Consider the following 18,549-nt stretch of genomic DNA (forward strand, 5'->3'; position numbering starts at 1 on the left):
GCTCATCCCTGGCTTTTTGCTTATTGGCTATAACGATTCAGATGTGTCCTGACAGTATGTTCGATAAGGCATTCATATCGATTAGATGCTCTCTTTAAATTCCAATGTTTCTGCGATGGTGGCGCAGAGACACCTGAGTCAAGCAGCTGCGCAAAATGTTGATTCACAACGCAACCTAACTTCGGGATTTCGAATCAACTCGGCGAGCGATGATGCGGCAGGTTTACAGATATCGAATACTCTCCATGTACAAGCGAGAGGGCTTGATGTCGCCTTAAGAAATGCACACGACGCTTTTTCTGTTTCTCAAACAGCGGAGGGAGCATTGCACGAAAGCAGTGACATATTGCAACGCTTACGCTCTCTGGGGCTTCAAGCAGCAAACGGCAGTTATGACTCAAGTGATCGGCAAAGTATTCAATATGAGGTCGTAGCGCTGCAAGATGAGCTTGATCGTGTCGCGATCACGACAACATTTGCGGATAAAAACCTGTTTGATGGATCTTACGGTTCACAAAGTTTCCATATTGGCGCGAACGCTAATTCAATCTCTTTGACGTTACGTAACATGCGTAGCCATATCCCAGAGATGGGAGGGCAGCATTATGTTGGTGATGCGGTCGATAAAGATTGGCGAGTCACTAAAGATAACCAAACCCTAAAAGTCGAATACCAAGACAGTAAAGGGCAAACCCAAACGGAATCCATTGGACTCAAATTGGGTGACCGTATAGAACAGGTCGCCACTTACATCAATGCTCAACAATCGATAGTGAATGCTTCAGTAACGGAAAACAACGAACTGCAATTCTTCGCTTCTACGATGAAGGCGCCAGAGGGTGTGGTTCTCGATGGGAGTTTAGCGGATGAGCTTGATGTGAGCGCTGGTCAATTAGTCACAATGGATGACATCGATATGTCGACGGCAGGTAAGGCGCAGCTTTCAGTTGGGGTGATTGATGCAGCAATTAAGTACGTTGATTCGCACCGAAGTGAAATTGGCAGCTTTCAGAACCGTGTAAATGGTTCGGTGGATAACTTAAATACTGTGAATCGGAGTGTTACAGAATCCAAGAGTCGAATAAGAGATACAGACTTCGCAAGAGAATCTACGGAAATGGTGCGTTCTCAAGTGCTCCAAGATGCGACAACTGCGTTATTGGCTCAGGCAAAGCAAAGGCCGAGTTCGGCACTTGGATTACTTAGCTGAGCGGGTTTCAGCGATGCCCATCGCTCAGAAAAAAGTCAGATAATAAAAAACGCTGCCATTGGCAGCGTTTTTTTCGTGTTCGATTAAGTAAAAATTACTTAGTTACACGTAGAACTGGAGTTTCACCAACAGTTACAGAACCAGAAAGCTTGTTTAGCTCTTTGATTTCGTCCATGTTAGAGATAACAACTGGAGTTAGCGTTGACTTCGCTTTCTCTTCTAGAAGAGCTAGATCGAATTCAATTACAGTGTCGCCAGCTTTAACAGTTTGACCTTCTTCAGCGATACGCGTGAAGCCTTCGCCTTTTAGTTCAACTGTGTCGATACCGAAGTGAACGAAAAGCTCAACACCGTCGTCAGACTCGATAGAGAACGCATGGTTAGTTTCGAAGATCTTACCGATAGTACCGTTTACAGGAGCTACCATTTTGTTGCCTGCTGGCTTGATAGCAATACCGTCACCAACGATTTTCTCAGCGAAAACAACATCTGGCACGTCTTCGATGTTTACAATCTCACCAGAAAGTGGCGCGATGATTTCGATAGCACCAGCGTCAGCGCTGTCATCAGATACAAGCTTCTTAAGTTTGTCAAACAGACCCATTGTGTCATGCTCCTAAGGTTTGGTTTTATTCTGTCGAATTATAGTATACCAATATAGCTCATTAGACGACTTTTTTCGCCGTCTAATGGCCATTAAGTATTGAATTACTTGGTACTACCGATTACTGAGCTTTCTCAGCAATAAACTTTTCTACCACGGCTTCGATTTCTTCTGCTGTTGGTAGAGAAAGGGCTTCTTCAGCCATTGCTTTCACTTCTGCGAAGTTAGAGTTACGAACTACTTTCTTCACTTTAGGGATTGAAATGCCGCTCATTGAGAACTCGTCCAGACCCATACCTAGAAGTAGAAGTGTTGCACGCTCGTCACCTGCAAGTTCACCACACATACCAGTCCATTTACCTTCTGCGTGAGAAGCGTCGATAACTTGCTTGATCACTGTAAGTACAGCTGGTGATAGTGGGTTGTATAGGTGAGAAATCATCTCGTTACCACGGTCAACCGCTAGCGTGTACTGAGTTAGGTCGTTTGTACCGATAGAGAAGAAAGACACTTCCTTCGCTAAGTGGTGTGCGATCGCAGCAGCAGCAGGAGTTTCAACCATAACACCGATTTCGATGTTTTCGTCGAACGCGTGGCCTTCAGCGCGTAGCTCTTCTTTGTACTCTTCGATCGCTTTCTTAAGCTCACGGATTTCTTCGACAGAGATGATCATTGGGAACATGATACGCAGTTTGCCGTGTGCAGAAGCACGTAGGATGCCACGTAGCTGATCACGAAGGATTTCACGACGATCCAGACTGATACGTACAGCACGCCAACCTAGGAATGGGTTCATCTCTTTTGGAAGATCCATGTATGGGAGATCTTTATCGCCGCCGATATCCATAGTACGGATGATCACAGCTTGACCGTTCATTGCTTCCGCAACTTCTTTGTACGCTTGGTACTGTTCTTCTTCAGTTGGTAGCGCAGTACGGTCCATAAATAGGAATTCAGTACGGTACAGACCAACACCTTCACCGCCGTTACGAAGGATACCGTCACAGTCTTTCACTGTACCGATGTTACCGCAAACTTCTACACGGTGACCGTCAGTCGTTTCTGCGTGTAGGTCTTTCAGTTTCGCTAGCTCTTCTTTTTCAGCTAGGAATGCTGCTTTAACCGCTTTCGCTTCTTCTAGCTCAGCTTCTGATGGGTTAACAACAATCTTGTTGTTCATTGCGTCAAGAATCAGCATGTCGCCATTCTTAACTTTCTTCGTGATGTCGTTAGTACCAACGATAGCTGGAAGCTCAAGTGAGCGAGCCATGATTGAAGTGTGAGATGTACGACCGCCGATATCACAAGCAAAACCAAGCACGTAGTCTAGGTTAATTTGCGCAGTTTCAGATGGCGTTAGGTCGTAAGCAACAAGAATTACTTCTTCGCTGATATCGCTAAGCGAAACAATGTTGATGCCTAGTGCGTTCTTAACAAAACGAGAACCGATATCGCGGATGTCAGTTGCACGCTCTTTTAAGTATTCGTCATCTAGAGACTCAAGAGCACATGCTTGCTCTTCGATCACTGAGTGGATAGCGTGATCAGCAGTCATCTTGTCGTTTTTGATAAGTGCTAGGATTTCCTCTTCTAGCTCTTCGTCTTCAAGAAGCATGATGTGACCTTCAAAGATCGCTTCTTTTTCTTCGCCAAACGTTTCAAGCGCTTTTTGCTTGATAGTTTCTAGCTGAGCTGCAGATTTGTTACGAGCGTCAAAGAAACGCTGAACTTCAGCTTCTACTTGATCGTCAGAAATAGTGTTTGTGTTTAGGACAATTTCATCTTCTTGAAGTAGTAGTGCTTTACCGATTGCAATACCAGGAGATGCTAGGATGCCTGAAATCATAGCCTTACCTTAAGTTTGGTCAACTTTATAAAACGGGAGAATAATGGGTGCGCTAACGAATAGTTTTAGCTTAGTTTTGAGCCTATTTCCAACGAAGCCATTTTGCTTTCACAAAATGGCTTCTGGAGTAGGAGACCGGATTAGTGTAGTTGGTCCATTAGAGCAACTAGGTGGTCAACTGCTTGCTGAGCTTGTGGGCCTTCAGCAGAAATAGTAACTTGAGTACCTTTTACTAGGCCTAGTGTTTGTAGTTTGAACAGGCTCTTAGCGCTAGCGCTTTTACCGTTAGAAGTCACAGTGATGTCTGCGTCGAATGCTTTCGCTTCTTTAACAAACTGTGCAGCTGGACGAGTGTGAAGGCCGTTTTCTGCTGTGATTTCTACTTGCTTCTCGTACATGTGATATACCCCAATAAATGTATTTTTTTGTTAGTTTGTGACCAGATTTTAGCTTAACTGCTTTACATCTTGTGCGCTAGCACGGGAAGAGTTCAAAGCGCGTCAGTTCTGATACTAGTCAAAAGTTTGGTAACTACGCAACTGTTTGCGTGCGTAATCACTTTGAAACCTTTTTGTGTTCTGCTTCTTTATTTTGAAGCTAGAAATAAAACACCCTGATATTACCAAAGGTAGGGCAGGGATCAACAAAAAAGCCCCTAAACGGGGCTTTTTTAAACTAAAAATTGATTTGAACACATATTATTGTTGGTTCTCTTTTTCGGTAAAGATACCTGCAAAGAGTGCTGTACTTAGGTAACGCTCACCGGAACTTGGCAAGACAGTTACAATTGTTTTTCCTTCAAATTCAGGTAGTTCCGCAAGTCGGTTCGCTGCAACAACCGCTGCGCCAGATGAGATACCAGCTAGGATACCTTCCTCTTCCATTAGGCGACGAGCCATCTCAATCGCTTCTTCTGAGGTAACTTGCTCAACACGGTCAATAATGTCTAAATCGAGGTTACCAGGGATGAAACCAGCACCGATACCTTGAATTTTGTGCGGGGCAGGTTGGATTTCTTCGCCAGCAAGTGCTTGTGCAATAACCGGAGACTCTGCTGGCTCAACTGCAACAGAAGTGATGGCTTTGCCTTTTTCACCTTTGATGTAACGGCTTGTACCTGTAATAGTACCGCCCGTACCAACACCAGCAACGAATACGTCGATTTCACCGTCTGTCGCTTCCCAAATCTCAGGGCCCGTAGTCTTTTCGTGGATTTCTGGGTTCGCTGGGTTGTCAAATTGTTGAAGAAGTAGGTACTTCTCAGGGTTGCTTGCTACGATTTCTTCTGCTTTAGCAATCGCCCCTTTCATGCCTTTCGCCGCTTCAGTCAGCTCAAGGTTCGCGCCTAGTGCTTTTAGTAGCTTACGGCGTTCTAGGCTCATTGATTCAGGCATGGTCAATGTTAGCTTGTAACCGCGAGCAGCCGCTACGAATGCTAGAGCAACACCAGTGTTACCACTGGTAGGTTCTACAAGCTCTACACCTGGCTTAAGAAGGCCCGCTTTCTCTGCTTCCCAAATCATGTTTGCACCGATACGGCACTTAACACTGAAGCTAGGGTTACGCGCTTCAATTTTTGCGAGAACTTTGCCTTTACTTACTTTGTTTAGACGAACGAGAGGTGTATTACCAATAGTAAGAGAGTTATCTTCGTAGATTTTGCTCATAGTGATGTTCCTTCATTACACGTTGTGTGAATATGGATAGAAGAATATGCGGTATGAAAAAAAGGGAAAAGGATTAAAAAGTTATATCTTATTAGGTTGGCCCAGAACTTGATAAAAGAAAAGGGAAAAGCTGGCGCTGATCCCTTTCCTTAATCTCTAATCGACTATCGTTGGTGCTTAAACTCCGCGACCCACATAGCGGTTGCACCACATATTGCTACAGGCATGACAATGAGGTTCAAAATTGGGATCGTCGTAAACACAGACACCAATACCCCAAAGCCATAGGCCTTACCTTGCTTTTGTTTCAATTTGTAACGCATGTCGTTAAATGGGATTTTATGGTTATCAAACGGGTAGTCACAATATTGAATCGCGAGCATCCAGGCGGTAAAGATAAACCATAAAAATGGGCCTACTGTTTGTCCAAGGGCAGGGATGAGCAATAATAGGAATAGGCCTATTGCTTTAGGTAAAATGTAAAGGAGCTTTCTCCACTCACGAGCTAAAACGCGAGGAACATCTTTCAGGACGGCAGTGAAACCATCATCATTTACTTTTTGTCCCGTTAAGTACTCTTCCACTTTTTCAGCCAAGAGGCCATTGAATGGCGCGGCGATAAAGTTCGCGAGCGTGCTGAAAAAATAGGAGAAGGTAGCGAGTATCGTCAGAGCGAGTAAAGGCCAAAGAATGTAAGTTAACCAGGATAAAAACTCAGGCAGCTGCCCAATCCAGCCTTCTATCCATATATTAAGGTTTGAAAATAGATAGAAGATGGCACCACCTACAAGCAAGATATTTGCAAGTAGAGGTAAGATGACAAAGCGCCTGATTTTAGGGGCAAGTGCCAATTGTATCCCGTATAGAAAATAACCGAACCCGGTTCTCTGCTGATTGTTTTGCTTCATGTCTATTTTGGCTTCGTGTAAATGAAAACTCATTGTACCTGTGAGGACTTTTCTTTCAATGCCCTGACAAATGACGTCTTGTTAAGTGGAATCGTGGCAAGAATCACAACAAAAAACGGAACTTCTTGCATTAAGTTGTTCTAAATCTACATATAGTTTTGGTAAAGTAAACGTATCATTCAGATTTATTGCACTTGGGTTGCTGCTCAAGGAACTGCGAGTAGTAAAAACAAGTATATTGAGAGTAAATAATGCAGGAATTGCGATTCGTACTCATTGTTGTTGGCGCATTAGCCATCGCGGCATTACTGTTTCATGGTTTATGGAGCAGTAAAAAAGAAGGCAAAGCAAAGTTTGGTAACAAGCCACTTGGTAAGCTGGATGTTGACCAAGAAGACAAAAATGATCTTGTTGAGAAAGAACGAGACTTCGCTCCCGCTCCTGAAGATGACTTTGAGATCATTCGCAAAGATCGCAAAGAGCCAGATTTTGGGATGGCGAATTCTTTCGACAACAAGTTTGAATCTGACCCGTTATTCGGTGGCCCATCTGAAGTCAAACAGACGCAGCAGGAGCCGGATGACATCCCTTCATTTGTTGCAGAAAAAGATAAAGAAGAGGACGTTGAGCCTGTTGTTCAAGCAACAGTAGCTGAAGAGCCATTCCAGCCCGCTGTGGAAGAAGACGCTATTCCCGCCGCGTTTGATATTACGGAGAAAGAACAGCAAGTCGAAACGGTTAGTGAGCCTGTCGTTGCAGAGCCTAAGGAAGAGCCAAAGCCAGCACCTGAAATGCAAGTGATTGTATTGAATGTGCACTGTGCTGGTGAAGAGCCATTTGTTGGTACTGCTTTATTTGAAAGTATGCAACAAAACGGTCTAATTTATGGCGAGATGGATATTTTCCATCGTCATGTTGACTTGTCCGGTAACGGCAAAGTGCTGTTTAGCGTCGCTAATATGATGCACCCTGGTACGTTTGAGCATGCTGATCCTGCTGAGTTTACAACGAAGGGTATTTCATTCTTCATGACATTGCCTTGTTATGGCGAGGCTGAACAGAACTTCAACTTAATGCTCCGAACTGCACAGCAAATTGCTGATGACTTAGGTGGTAACGTACTTGATGACCAGCGCAACTTAATGACGCCAGATCGTTTAGCATCTTATCGACGTCAAATAGTTGAGTTTAATGCCGCTAACGCATAATCTTAACAGCAAATAATAATAGGGCTCCGGATGGAGCCCTTTTTCTTGGATTTCCCAACCTCACCGATTGAAAATACACGGGGCTTTACTATGTCTGAATCAGTACTTCAGCGACTAGAAGAACTAAAAGAGTCGTTGCATTACCACGCTGTGCGTTACTACGTGGAAGATAACCCAGAGATCCCTGATGCCGAGTACGACCGTTTAATGCGAGAGTTACTGGATATTGAAGCTGAGAACCCTGACTTAATAACCGTAGACTCGCCAAGCCAACGTGTCGGTGGACAACCTCTCTCTGCGTTTAGCCAAGTGACACATGAAGTACCGATGCTTTCGCTTGATAACGCGTTTGATGATAGTGAACTTGATAGTTTCCACAAGCGCGCACAAGAGCGCGTGGGCAGCCAGAGTGTGAAAGAATACTGTTGTGAGCCTAAATTGGATGGACTCGCCGTAAGTTTGTTATATGAGAATGGCGTGTTAGTTCAAGCGGCCACTCGAGGCGATGGTACTACGGGTGAAAACATCATAGAGAATGTGCGTACGATTAAAGCCATTCCTTTAAAACTCAGAGGTAATGACTGGCCAAATCGTCTTGAAGTTCGTGGTGAAGTCTTTATGCCGAAAGTTGGGTTTGAAAAGCTCAATGAATTAGCAAGGAAGAAAGGCGAGAAAATCTTTGTTAATCCACGTAACGCTGCGGCAGGTAGCTTACGACAATTGGATTCACGTATTACGGCTTCTCGTCCGCTTAGCTTCTATGCATACAGTGTAGGCGTGGTGCAAGGCGCAGAATTGGCAGCAAGTCATTACGAACGCTTTTTGCAAATCAAATCGTGGGGACTGCCAATGTGTCCGGAAACTAAGCGAGTTGAAAGCTTGGCGGATGTAAAAGCTTACTACCAAGATATATTGCAGCGTCGTGATGCCCTCCCTTATGAGATCGATGGTGTCGTTATTAAAATTGACGATATTGCCGTGCAAGAGCGTCTGGGGTTTGTTGCTCGCGCTCCACGTTGGGCGATTGCCTACAAATTTCCAGCTCAGGAAGAAATGACGACACTGAATGAAGTGGAGTTCCAAGTCGGTCGCACTGGTGCGATTACACCTGTTGCTAAGCTAGAGCCTGTATTTGTTGGCGGGGTAACGGTAAGTAATGCGACGCTTCATAACGCAGATGAGATAGAACGTCTGCAGGTCAAGATTGGTGATCACGTTGTGATCCGCCGTGCTGGCGATGTTATTCCGCAAGTCGTATCTGTCATCAAAGAGCGTCGACCAGAAACAGCTCGAGATATTGTTTTCCCAACTCAGTGTCCTGTTTGTGGTTCGCATGTTGAGCGGATCGAAGGAGAAGCGGTAACACGTTGTATGGGGGGCTTAGTTTGCCAAGCCCAACGCAAACAAGCGCTAAAACACTTTGTTTCTCGTAAAGCGTTAGACGTTGACGGTTTAGGCGATAAAGTGATCGAGCAGCTTGTTGATCGTGAGATGGTGAAAACTCCTGCTGACTTATTTAAGTTATCAGCGGGGATTTTAACCGTACTAGATCGCATGGGGCCAAAGTCTGCGCAGAATATTGTGAATGCGTTAGAAAAATCCAAAGAAACAACTTTACCTCGGTTTTTGTATTCACTGGGGATCCGTGAAGTTGGCGAGGCAACCGCAGCAAACTTAGCAATGCACTTTAAAACGTTGGGAGCGATCCAAAATGCTACCGAAGAGCAGTTGATTGAAGTGCAAGACATCGGTGCTGTGGTTGCTCAACATATTACGACTTTCTTTAGTGAAGAACAGAACCAAGCGGTGGTTAAAGATTTGCTTGAACAAGGAATTCATTGGCCAGAGATTAATACTACTGAGCAGGTGGGGGAATTACCATTAGAAGGTAAAACAGTAGTATTAACGGGAACACTTTCTCAACTGGGGCGTACAGAAGCCAAAGAAGCCCTACAAGCACTGGGGGCTAAAGTGACGGGTAGTGTTTCTAAGAAAACCGATATTTTGTTTGCTGGTGAAAATGCAGGTTCGAAGCTCGCAAAGGCACAAGAACTGGGTATCGAAATTAAAACAGAACAAGACTTACTCGAACTGATGAATTAAGTCTTCTCAAAAAAGCTAAAAAATAACTAAAAGCCCCGCATGCTTAGCATACGGGGCTTTTTCTTGTTCATAATTAAGTGTTTTTTTATTGAGTAATTGATGCCTTTGTTCTTTTCAGTGATCAAGATCGAACCTTGGGTTATTGGTTTTTTTGGCTTTTTTAGTCTGCGAGTGACTTCAAGTTGATACTTTCAAGTTCAATTTAAGTGTTTGATTTTAAATAACAATTTGTTGTGTTGTGTTGATGTTGTTAAAAATAAGATCTGGATCAATAAGTTATATGGAACTTTGGAGTGGCTCATATTTTTTTAGAAAAAAAATAAGTTCCATTTGGATGTTTTTAGCTGCGAAGTTAGTCTTAATCACGTGGATACACGGTGTGTATGCAGGAACTAAAAAAAGCCAAATTAGAAATAATGAGGTTTGATCAGGAATTTACTTCTCTCCTTCGGCGGCCAACTAAAGGTGAGATAGAAAAATACAGCTATATCCATTTTTAGGAGTTTTTCCATGGACAAATTTTTTAAGGTTTCAGCGTTAACCGCAGCAATGTTTGGTGTTGTTGCTGTCGCTCCAGCTACAGCGTCTACTGAAAGTGCAGCAGGTGGCGAGTACGTAGAGAAAGTGAACGAATTTATGCAAGACTCAAGTCTGAATGCATTATTCATAGTTGATACTCGTTCACGAACTCGTACAACAGGTAAGCCCGGCGGTGAAAATGGTGACCGTTGGAGTCGTCTAAACTACTCTTCTTACAACGCAATTTTAGACTTCACTTCTGGCTACCACGATGGTTGGGTGGGCGCAGATGTTGCGGCTTACTACTCTGGCGATCTTTACAACGATAGTCTTTACAATTCAAACGAAGGCTACCTATGTAACGAAATCTCAACTTGTAACAACCTAGACTGGGGTGCAGGTGATGGTCAGCAGCTTAAAGTTTACAAAGCAGCGCTGAAATTCAAAGCAAACGAAAACTTTAATGCTCGTTTTGGTATGTTACAGGCTGGTGGTAACGGTACAATCGGTAACGTTTGGAGCTTTGTACCTGGTACTTACCGTGGTTTCGAACTGAACGCTAAACTTGGTGATTTCAACCTAAGCTACTTTGGCGCAGACCAATTTACAGCACCTTGGCTGCTTCACGAAGATGATTACGCACCAGCGCTTTGGTCTGACACTTCATGGAGCTACCTACACTCTCTAGGCCTAAACGGTAACCTAACTGACAGCTTGTTTATGCAACTTGGTTTGGGTCAAGCTACTGGCGTTCAATATGCAAATGGTGTTGACTGGGGTGCAGGTCAAGTAACTAGCTACCACAACGAAACTGACAACACTTCTTACAAGGCTTACTTGAAGTACACTGTTAGTGACCGTACAACTCTAGCATTTGATTTCTACGGTGTTGACGATGATGTGAAATACGATGGTCTAGGTTTCCACACTGGTCTATCTTTGAATCAATCTTTCGGCAAGCTAGCTTGGATGTCTGAGTTGCGCTACACAGACACAGATAACCGTGCGGACTTCGTTCCTCGTACTATTCATACATATGGTATGAACAATGGTACTTGGTCTCAGTGGTGGGACGCGCTATCTGACTGGAACAAAGCGGGTGAGCTAGCATGGTACAACCGTCTATCTTACAACCAAGGTAACGGCTGGAACTACTACCTAGGCTTTGGTTACGGTACTGGCGCTGACTCTGCAGCAAGCGGAGCATCAGGTGACTGGGATTACGAAAGCGAATACGCAGTTAACGCAACAGTATCTTACTCACTACAAAGTGGCGCGCTTAAAGGTTCTACAATTCGTTTACACGGTACAATCCTAGAACGTGATGAGTACGCAGGTGCTGGCGATGCGGATGAAACAGACTTACGTCTACAAGTTCTTATCCCTTACAGCTTCCACTAATACTTAGTGAAATAATAAAAGGAGCCGCTAGGCTCCTTTTCTATTTCACTTCTCGGCCGTCGTATATTTTGCAATATAACGGTGGCAACATATGTACATTACCGTTTGGCAACTCACACTTTATCTCTGGGCCTATCGTACGACCACCGGATGCACCATTAGCATGAGTGGTTAACGGAATTATGGCAAAAGATATTACTAATAGACCAGATAAAAATCTCATAATCATCACCTCAATATAAACTTTAAATATCTACGTACTTGTATAAACCGTGACTACGCAGAAAGGTAAGGTTGAAAAGGGCTCTTATATCAAACTAAGCTCTTACTTCTTTACTATTCCCATTCCCCACCTCTAAATCGACACATTTCACTTGGAATATTCGTAATGTCGCCACTTGGCATCTTACATTCGACTATAGGTCCCAAATTAGTTGTACCGCCGTTTCCGTTGTTGTAGGCAAAGGAAGAAAAAGAAAAAATACCGCACATCATTAAAAAGAGAAGCTTATTCATAGTACATCCTCTTACTTACCAAATAAAAAGCACTCAACTTAAATGCTTATGCGTTAAGTATGTATCCGAGGATAAAAAGATCAAAAAATAATTCAATAAAGTTTTATTTTTTAAAATAAATTTAGATCGATAATTTACCTAGATATATTTCTATCTTATTGATTGTCGTGTGTTGAATAATTAAATAATAGGAAATGGTAGGTAGGGTATTAATAATATTACTAATACTTATTTTTTTTCTCGATTTTAATTAAGGTAATGAAATGAAAGCAGTTGTTTAGATTAAAGTAATGGAGCATGATTTGCCCCATTACTTTGGCATAAATTAATTTGAATCAGGCTCAATGATTAAAATAATACCTTCAACATCGGTGATTCTTACGCGGGTACCGGCTGGAAGTGCTTGATCCGATTGTGCGGACCATGTGGTATCGGCTACCTTGATGCGATTGAGCCCGACGGAAAAGTCTTCTTCAAGGATAAGAGTACGCCCAATTAACTGCTTGTACTTTTGGTTCAGATCTCTTTCTTGGTCTTCTTGCTTGTCTTTAGACCATTGTCGTCGCCACCAAAGCCAGGTGGTGATTAAGCTGAAGCTTGCAAAGCAAAGCCAAACGCTAGCCAATGCCAGAAAGAGATACCTTCCAACAAACTAAAAAAGTCCATAAATTATTCTTTATCTTGCTGTTTAAACATTTCTGCTATCCCTGCAACCGAGCCCATTAGTCCGGTTGCTTCTAATGGAAGCATAATGATTTTACCATTTTCGGCTTGACCAATGCTTTTGATCGCTTCGGTATAACCCTGTGCAATGAAGTAATTGACGGCTTGCATGTCACCTTTTGCAATGGCTTCGGAAACCATGTAAGTCGCTTTTGCTTCTGCTTGCGCGGCACGCTCACGTGCTTCTGCATGGAGAATAGCAGACTGCTTTTCGCCTTCAGCTTTTAATATCTCTGATTGTTTATGACCTTCGGCCTTTAATATCTCAGCTTGGCGAACCCCTTCTGCTTCAAGAATTTCCGCACGCTTATTACGCTCGGCTTTCATTTGCGCATTCATTGCAGCGGTCAGATCGGCTGGTGGCTGGACATCTTTAATCTCAATTCGTGTGACTTTTACGCCCCAAGGGTTTGTTGCTTGGTCAACAATCGCCAACAGCTTAGAGTTGATCATGTCGCGTTGGCTCAGCATTTCGTCCAGTTCCATTGAACCTAAAACGGTACGAATGTTGGTAAGGGTCAAGTTTCTAATAGCGTGTTCTAAATCGTTGACTTCATAAGCCGCTTTGGCAGCATCGATCACTTGAACAAATCCGACAGCGTCAATAACCACGTTAGCGTTATCTTTTGAAATGACCTCTTGCGCAGGAATATCGAGAACGCGCTCCATCATATTTACTTTTTGACCAACTTTATCAACGAATGGAATGATCAAGTTTAAACCCGGCTTTAATGTGTGGGTGTAGCGTCCGAAGCGTTCAACTGTCCAGTTGTTTCCTTGCGGAACCGTTTTAATGGCTGAAGATAAGATAACGACAGCAAGAACGACGAAAATACCGATGGTGATCAGTGAATCAATTGGCATGAGTTATTCCCTTAAGTGCATAATGTTCGATCCATTTTTACCTATTTATAGACAATAGACAATTGAAGTTCTGAGACCTTTGAGAGGTTATTGGTTTTTTATATGACAAAGGCCGGAAACACCGGCCTTTGTCATGGCATGGTTTTACTCTCGCTATTTTGCGGGGTATTCAATCCAACTTGAACCATCAAGAGAAACATAATACTTCCCTTGTACTTCAATCACAGTAGAGCCTGAGTTCTGCGCGACAACTCGTGTTTCTGGTAGGTTCTCTGTCAATATTGAAGGGCTAAACGTCTTACTTTGATAAATGTTTTTATCCAGGATATTCGAAACGAGCTGCGACAATGCCAGATAGCTAGATGGCTCGCTTACGTGTTCGGTGTCGCCCTGACGCTGAATTCCTTCTCCGAAGATTTTAATTCCTACCGGTGTATGAATGATTGTCGGTGCAGGAATTTCTCGCATACCTGAAATTTGCATGCGGTCTCCTCGCATACCACCACCATGTTCTGGTACCAAAGCGACAACGATGTTGCGTTTTGAGGACTTTAAGGTTTTAAAGAACGCGTGGAGGTCATCAAGCAAATTCTTAAGGCGCATTTTGTAGCTAGCAATAGATGTGCTTGAGTTCGCATTGATGATCCTGTTGCCATCATGTAGTGAAATTGAGTTGTAGAGTGCCACGACTTTGTCATCACTACTGTTAAGTCTTTGCTGCCACCAGTTATCCAATACTTGCTTATCGCGGAAGATCGAAGAGCCATCAAAAGATTTTTGGTAAGGAGTTAAGTCTTCTTGAGACATAAGAGCCGCTTGTAAGTCGCCGTCTTTTTTGATCAATTCAAGGAAGCTATCAAAGACACCATTGTGGTTCATCAGTAAATTTTCTGTGAAGCCTAGTTCTTTCAAACTTTCGAACAAGTAGCACTGCTTTGATGGTGCTGGCTGGAACAGTTGACTGTGTTCTTGTTGACCACAATTGGCTCGTAGCAGACGAATGACAGCAGGCCCACTGTATGACGTAGCGGAGCTAAAATTGTCGAACATGATGTCAAACTCTTTGAACAGAGGATGATCAGCCAGTCCTGCAATTTCGATGTCATCCCACGCGACCGAACAAATACTCAAGAACAGCAAATCAAAAGGAGCATCCATTGCGCTGTTGGTATCGAATGTTACATGTCGGGAAGCTTCTTTAGAAAAGAAATCTGCAGTTAACGTGTTGAGACTGGCATCATTAATTTCCGTTATTTGAGGTTGTTTGCTAGCAGTAACCTCGGTTGTTGGCTGTTGTTGGGCTACTTCTGCAGCCACTGTTGTCTGAGGTTCAGTCGTCATAGGAATACTTATATAGATCATCGCAATAACCACAAAGACTGAAACCCTAACAAACTTGCTCAAAATAAAGTACGCACCACACAAAGCGAGCAATCCGAGTATTGCTTGGAATGATAAAAATCGTCCCAAAAGCTCGACCAGATAACTCGATTCAAACTGCATTAACTGTCCCGCTTGAGCCCAAAGACGGTTTAGAGGAGGTAGGTAAGAATCGTAATGCAAGAGCCACGCTGCGGCGACAAATGAAACGATATGGCGCACCGCATTTAGGCTTTTCATCGAGATAGGAAGCAGGATGAAGATCAACAGCGCAAAGTTTTCCATTGGATGGAAATCGATGATTCCTTGAAAATAGAGCGCTGTTTTTGCGATAAAGTAAATGTTCCACCAGCCCAATCCTATAGTGAGGGGGGTAGAGTCATGAGAATGCGATGTCATTACTTAAGCTTCTTGGTGTTAGTGGCTGATGTATCTAGCTCAAAATAGCGCGAGCGTTTTAAGTGTTTGTGGTAAAAGCGTCGGGTAGCGTTTACTAGGTCACGTAGAAAGTATCCTAGGAGTAGGCCAATACCTGAACTGATACACACGGTCAGTAAAAAATCGTTAATATTCATGAACGTTCCTTGAGATCAATGGTTTTTTTCACAGCAAACAAAGGAGGAACATCAGTAATGGAGTTAGTGGCGGTATGGAATATTTTCCTCTCTGTCGCCAGAGCTGAAACGTCGTCGGATATGACAGCGGCATCTTGAACGATGAATTTTAACTCTGTTTCGATATCTAGTTGGGTATCAAACGTGTGGGTCGAGTGAAATAGGTCTCTCACTGGGAACTCAAATATATTGTTTAGCGCAATATCAATATCGCTTTGTCGAATAGCACTGAACACGACATATAGAGCTTTGTTGCAGGCTGTCACAACGTCGCCATCTCTTCGAATATGACAAAGACGTAAACATTCCTCTGCAGTCATACCTGGCAATAAGTTCAGCTTTATAAGTGCAAAGTTCACACTTGAGTGTGTTGAGTGGGAAATGACGTCAATACAGTATTGACTAAAGTCCTGATTTTGTAAGTAGCCTTTGCTACCAAACTCAAAGTCATATTTTAAGAGCGCCTCTAAACTTTCAGGAATTGGGCGTGTAAGCATTTGGCCTTGAATTGCTTCAACCTGAGTCATAAAGCGCATGTGGGGGATTTGCGCGTGAGAAATGAAGTTTGCCCCCGCGCGAAGCAAGAACTTTTCATCTGCATATCTCAGACATTGTTGGGTCTCCCTGACAATAATCTTTAGTCGACGGCCATATGCGGACCTTAAACGGTAGCAATCTAACGCGATCTGTTGAACTTCGCTTTGGTTATCGCAGCTGAAAATAATCGTTGAAGAGCGAAGGTTGTCTAGCATCGCTATGAGTCCTTGATTGCTCTCTGCCACACGCATCCCTTTTGGGGCTTTCACGCTTTCTCTGAAAGCTCTTCTGCTGACATAGATTCTATCGCTATCCGATTTGTCTTCTGGCATGACATGAGATTGATGCGTTTCATAAGACGTTGCTTTTAGTGTTTTATCTTTAGTTTTAGTGAGAATGTATTCGTGTTGGGTAATTACACCGTGTTTATTGGACCAAAAATCCACAAGATAGCAGTAGCGAGCGTCATCTAATGATGTCATGGTCGCCAAACCTGCAATGTGTCTATTGTGAGAAATAAGAATGGGCTTTAATAGTGAAGTCGTCAGATGCCCATATATACAAACACTAATAGTGATTTTTTTATTATTTGCCAGCTCATTTAAGCTTTGTAGAAAGACACTTATAAAATCATCATTAGTTGATGATAGTAGCGAGTCTGGAACAACTAATAGACATGTAGAAAACTTCTTTATGTTCGTTTGGTGAATGTCTTTAGCAAGATTTATAGCTTTGGGCGTTTTTTTTGTGAATTTATGACTAAGAAAAAAACACTGTTCAAGGTAGGTTTTAGATAAGTCATTGAATTTCATTAAGGCTTCATCATTCAATGTGGACAAAAAAGTTTCTTTGTCTGTAAAGCTTGTAAGTGAAGTGTTGTCATTTTCCGGTAGTGTACTGAACAAATAATCAATAAGCATCTGTTTATGAGTAAATAAGTTTACATAAACAGAGTTTATCTCTCGTTCGTTTTTAATAGCAGATGATTCAGAGAGTGATGACATAAAGAGCCTTAAATCAATAACTTAATGTGTTTTGTGAAGCTCACAATCCGTTGTATGCTAATCGTTACAATTTTGATTTTCTTAGTGACAAGAAAATGACGCTAAGATATTAAACGAAATTGATCAGAAATTAAAATAGTTATAGCATGTGCTTCACATGATGTTTATGAGTTTAAAATCAATAGTCTCTAAGTCTATGATTATCATTTAAAATATTTAAATTTCTTATATGTATTAAATGGATGGTAACAATTCATTATTGTAATCCTTTTTCTGAAGTTAAATATGATTTAGGCCTTTGTTATTTATATGGGCTATAAATAAACTTATTCACATTCATCATCGTTCTATAAATATGAGACGCATAGGTCGATGCGTCAATTTTTTAACAATGGAATTTATACTGAAAATGATAGTGGCGGGATTGCTGTTATCTCAGTTTAAGCTCCGTTACATTGTGAAAAATTCTATGACTGAGTCTGCAAAAGATATTAATTCGATCTACTCTTCTTATAACTTAACTCAATACACGTATATTGAAACAACAGAAAACGAGTCTTACGTACAAGTTAAAAATAAGTGGCAAGTCTTCAAAGCCAACGGTGCTCGTAATGTTCTATCTTTGGTACGTAATACGCAGAAAAATTCAGAAACGGAAGCAATATGAAGCGCCTTCTATTTGTTAGTTTAAAAGGCGGCTGTGGCTCAACGACCGTCGCTGCGAATTTGGCACAAGCGTTAGTTAAGATAAATAAACAGGTACTGGCCATTGAGGTGGTGCCTAATAGTTTACTGCAAGCTCATCTTGGCTTGCCGAGGGAAGAGCAAGGAGGCTGGGCGAAACAACTTCTTTTAGATAAGCCTTGGACCCAGGCTGGTTATGAAAGCCCACAAGGTGCACTTTTTTTACCGTTTGGCCATCTGAATTCTGAGCAGTTAAAAGCGTTTTTTAATGAGCGTTCTCACTATCTATCAATGTTAGGTGAAACGACGTTGCAAGTGAGCGAAAACCGTGGTGAACAGTGGCTGCTTTTTCACGCCGACTTAGCAGAGCTTACTGATCCTGAAGTGCGATCTTTTGTCGACTCAATGGATATGATTGTGGTGGTGGTAACGGCAGACGCCTTGAGTTATCTCACTCTTCAATCTTGGCTACAACATGAAGAGCTATCGAGATTGCTTCGCTCTGATAAATTACGTTTTTTGGTGAATAAATATCAGCCAGAAACCGAAATTGGTCGTGATTTCATGTTGGTGCTGAAAAAGGAACTTAGCGAATCCTTGATTCCTGTTTCGATTCATCGAGATACGGCATTGCTTGAATGTGTGGCAAACCTGACGACCGTTCAACACTATTCGCCATCGAGCCAAGCCGCAAAAGATTTTCAGTCTTTTGCTTTTTGGTGTGTATCAGCGTTATCAAGCGCTCAGGACCAAAGCTAATT

General features: G+C 42.6%; 16 protein-coding genes and 1 pseudogene. 6 read left to right on the forward strand and 11 right to left on the reverse strand.

Annotated features, from left to right (window positions below; genetic code table 11):
* Positions 1-85: 85 nt before the first annotated feature.
* Positions 86-1,210: a flagellin gene (locus R7E29_RS09585; RefSeq protein WP_017634830.1), complete on the forward strand. Its 1,125-nt coding sequence runs from the start codon at positions 86-88 to the stop codon at positions 1,208-1,210.
* A 94-nt stretch (positions 1,211-1,304) separates the two neighbouring features.
* Here R7E29_RS09585 and crr read toward each other — a convergent pair whose 3' ends face one another.
* The 5 genes from crr to cysZ form a co-directional block, all read right to left on the reverse strand.
* Positions 1,305-1,814, reverse strand: a complete 510-nt coding sequence (crr, locus tag R7E29_RS09590; protein WP_005382041.1) for a PTS glucose transporter subunit IIA — start codon at positions 1,812-1,814, stop codon at positions 1,305-1,307.
* A gap of 121 nt (positions 1,815-1,935) precedes the next feature.
* The gene (gene ptsI / locus R7E29_RS09595) at positions 1,936-3,660 is read right to left on the reverse strand and encodes a phosphoenolpyruvate-protein phosphotransferase PtsI (RefSeq protein ID WP_017634829.1); all 1,725 of its coding nucleotides are present in this window, start codon (positions 3,658-3,660) and stop codon (positions 1,936-1,938) included.
* 140 nt (positions 3,661-3,800) lie between these two features.
* Positions 3,801-4,058, reverse strand: a complete 258-nt coding sequence (locus R7E29_RS09600; protein ID WP_005382043.1) for an HPr family phosphocarrier protein — start codon at positions 4,056-4,058, stop codon at positions 3,801-3,803.
* A 300-nt stretch (positions 4,059-4,358) separates the two neighbouring features.
* Positions 4,359-5,327: a cysteine synthase A gene (cysK, locus tag R7E29_RS09605; protein ID WP_005382045.1), complete on the reverse strand. Its 969-nt coding sequence runs from the start codon at positions 5,325-5,327 to the stop codon at positions 4,359-4,361.
* Positions 5,328-5,491: 164 nt separating this feature from the next.
* Positions 5,492-6,235, reverse strand: coding sequence for a sulfate transporter CysZ (gene cysZ, locus R7E29_RS09610; RefSeq protein WP_025998633.1), 744 nt, complete (start codon positions 6,233-6,235; stop codon positions 5,492-5,494).
* 251 nt (positions 6,236-6,486) lie between these two features.
* Here cysZ and zipA point away from each other — a divergent pair, with 251 nt between their 5' ends.
* The 3 genes from zipA (at position 6,487) to R7E29_RS09625 (ending at position 11,466) form a co-directional block, all read left to right on the forward strand.
* A complete protein-coding gene (gene zipA, locus R7E29_RS09615; RefSeq protein ID WP_017634828.1) occupies positions 6,487-7,443 on the forward strand; it encodes a cell division protein ZipA in 957 nt (318 codons plus the stop codon).
* A gap of 90 nt (positions 7,444-7,533) precedes the next feature.
* Positions 7,534-9,546 (forward strand): NAD-dependent DNA ligase LigA, encoded by a 2,013-nt coding sequence (gene ligA, locus R7E29_RS09620; RefSeq protein WP_318082638.1) that lies wholly within the window; start codon positions 7,534-7,536, stop codon positions 9,544-9,546.
* A gap of 510 nt (positions 9,547-10,056) precedes the next feature.
* On the forward strand, positions 10,057-11,466 hold the full coding sequence (locus R7E29_RS09625) for a hypothetical protein (RefSeq protein WP_005382055.1): 1,410 nt from the start codon (positions 10,057-10,059) through the stop codon (positions 11,464-11,466).
* 336 nt (positions 11,467-11,802) lie between these two features.
* On the opposite strand, the gene R7E29_RS09630 is transcribed toward R7E29_RS09625, so the two are convergent.
* The 6 genes and pseudogenes from R7E29_RS09630 to bcsE form a co-directional block, all read right to left on the reverse strand.
* Positions 11,803-11,982, reverse strand: a complete 180-nt coding sequence (locus R7E29_RS09630; RefSeq protein ID WP_054576689.1) for a hypothetical protein — start codon at positions 11,980-11,982, stop codon at positions 11,803-11,805.
* Positions 11,983-12,307: 325 nt separating this feature from the next.
* Positions 12,308-12,648 (reverse strand): annotated as a pseudogene (locus R7E29_RS09635) (NfeD family protein).
* 3 nt (positions 12,649-12,651) lie between these two features.
* Positions 12,652-13,569, reverse strand: coding sequence for an SPFH domain-containing protein (locus R7E29_RS09640; protein ID WP_005382060.1), 918 nt, complete (start codon positions 13,567-13,569; stop codon positions 12,652-12,654).
* Positions 13,570-13,722: 153 nt separating this feature from the next.
* Positions 13,723-15,348 (reverse strand): cellulose biosynthesis protein BcsG, encoded by a 1,626-nt coding sequence (gene bcsG / locus R7E29_RS09645; RefSeq protein ID WP_054576690.1) that lies wholly within the window; start codon positions 15,346-15,348, stop codon positions 13,723-13,725.
* Positions 15,348-15,524 carry a hypothetical protein gene (locus R7E29_RS09650; protein ID WP_172797322.1) on the reverse strand — a complete coding sequence of 59 codons (177 nt, stop codon included), beginning with the start codon at positions 15,522-15,524 and terminating at the stop codon, positions 15,348-15,350. Before R7E29_RS09650 ends, bcsG begins: the two co-directional genes overlap by 1 nt.
* Positions 15,521-17,104 (reverse strand): cellulose biosynthesis protein BcsE, encoded by a 1,584-nt coding sequence (gene bcsE, locus R7E29_RS09655; protein WP_054576691.1) that lies wholly within the window; start codon positions 17,102-17,104, stop codon positions 15,521-15,523. Before bcsE ends, R7E29_RS09650 begins: the two co-directional genes overlap by 4 nt.
* A 469-nt stretch (positions 17,105-17,573) precedes the next feature.
* Between bcsE and R7E29_RS09660 the strand changes: the two genes are divergently transcribed.
* Positions 17,574-17,771 (forward strand): hypothetical protein, encoded by a 198-nt coding sequence (locus R7E29_RS09660; protein ID WP_021034149.1) that lies wholly within the window; start codon positions 17,574-17,576, stop codon positions 17,769-17,771.
* The gene (gene bcsQ, locus R7E29_RS09665) at positions 17,768-18,547 is read left to right on the forward strand and encodes a cellulose biosynthesis protein BcsQ (RefSeq protein WP_025767000.1); all 780 of its coding nucleotides are present in this window, start codon (positions 17,768-17,770) and stop codon (positions 18,545-18,547) included. Before R7E29_RS09660 ends, bcsQ begins: the two co-directional genes overlap by 4 nt.
* The last annotated feature ends 2 nt before the right edge of the window (positions 18,548-18,549 follow it).

Source organism: Vibrio sp. Vb1729 (assembly GCF_033338655.1).
GTDB lineage: Bacteria > Pseudomonadota > Gammaproteobacteria > Enterobacterales > Vibrionaceae > Vibrio > Vibrio alginolyticus.

What these genes read in the sequence shown, in the direction of transcription:
- cysK (WP_005382045.1), bottom strand. Translation starts at nt 5,327, where the DNA reads ATGAGCAAAATCTACGAAGATAACTCTCTTACTATTGGTAATACACCT.
- R7E29_RS09630 (WP_054576689.1), bottom strand. Translation starts at nt 11,982, where the DNA reads ATGAATAAGCTTCTCTTTTTAATGATGTGCGGTATTTTTTCTTTTTCT.
- R7E29_RS09650 (WP_172797322.1), bottom strand. Translation starts at nt 15,524, where the DNA reads ATGAATATTAACGATTTTTTACTGACCGTGTGTATCAGTTCAGGTATT.
- zipA (WP_017634828.1), top strand. Translation starts at nt 6,487, where the DNA reads ATGCAGGAATTGCGATTCGTACTCATTGTTGTTGGCGCATTAGCCATC.
- bcsE (WP_054576691.1), bottom strand. Translation starts at nt 17,104, where the DNA reads ATGTCATCACTCTCTGAATCATCTGCTATTAAAAACGAACGAGAGATA.
- bcsQ (WP_025767000.1), top strand. Translation starts at nt 17,768, where the DNA reads ATGAAGCGCCTTCTATTTGTTAGTTTAAAAGGCGGCTGTGGCTCAACG.
- ptsI (WP_017634829.1), bottom strand. Translation starts at nt 3,660, where the DNA reads ATGATTTCAGGCATCCTAGCATCTCCTGGTATTGCAATCGGTAAAGCA.
- R7E29_RS09585 (WP_017634830.1), top strand. Translation starts at nt 86, where the DNA reads ATGCTCTCTTTAAATTCCAATGTTTCTGCGATGGTGGCGCAGAGACAC.
- crr (WP_005382041.1), bottom strand. Translation starts at nt 1,814, where the DNA reads ATGGGTCTGTTTGACAAACTTAAGAAGCTTGTATCTGATGACAGCGCT.
- R7E29_RS09660 (WP_021034149.1), top strand. Translation starts at nt 17,574, where the DNA reads ATGACTGAGTCTGCAAAAGATATTAATTCGATCTACTCTTCTTATAAC.
- R7E29_RS09625 (WP_005382055.1), top strand. Translation starts at nt 10,057, where the DNA reads ATGGACAAATTTTTTAAGGTTTCAGCGTTAACCGCAGCAATGTTTGGT.
- cysZ (WP_025998633.1), bottom strand. Translation starts at nt 6,235, where the DNA reads ATGAAGCAAAACAATCAGCAGAGAACCGGGTTCGGTTATTTTCTATAC.
- R7E29_RS09600 (WP_005382043.1), bottom strand. Translation starts at nt 4,058, where the DNA reads ATGTACGAGAAGCAAGTAGAAATCACAGCAGAAAACGGCCTTCACACT.
- ligA (WP_318082638.1), top strand. Translation starts at nt 7,534, where the DNA reads ATGTCTGAATCAGTACTTCAGCGACTAGAAGAACTAAAAGAGTCGTTG.
- R7E29_RS09640 (WP_005382060.1), bottom strand. Translation starts at nt 13,569, where the DNA reads ATGCCAATTGATTCACTGATCACCATCGGTATTTTCGTCGTTCTTGCT.
- bcsG (WP_054576690.1), bottom strand. Translation starts at nt 15,348, where the DNA reads ATGACATCGCATTCTCATGACTCTACCCCCCTCACTATAGGATTGGGC.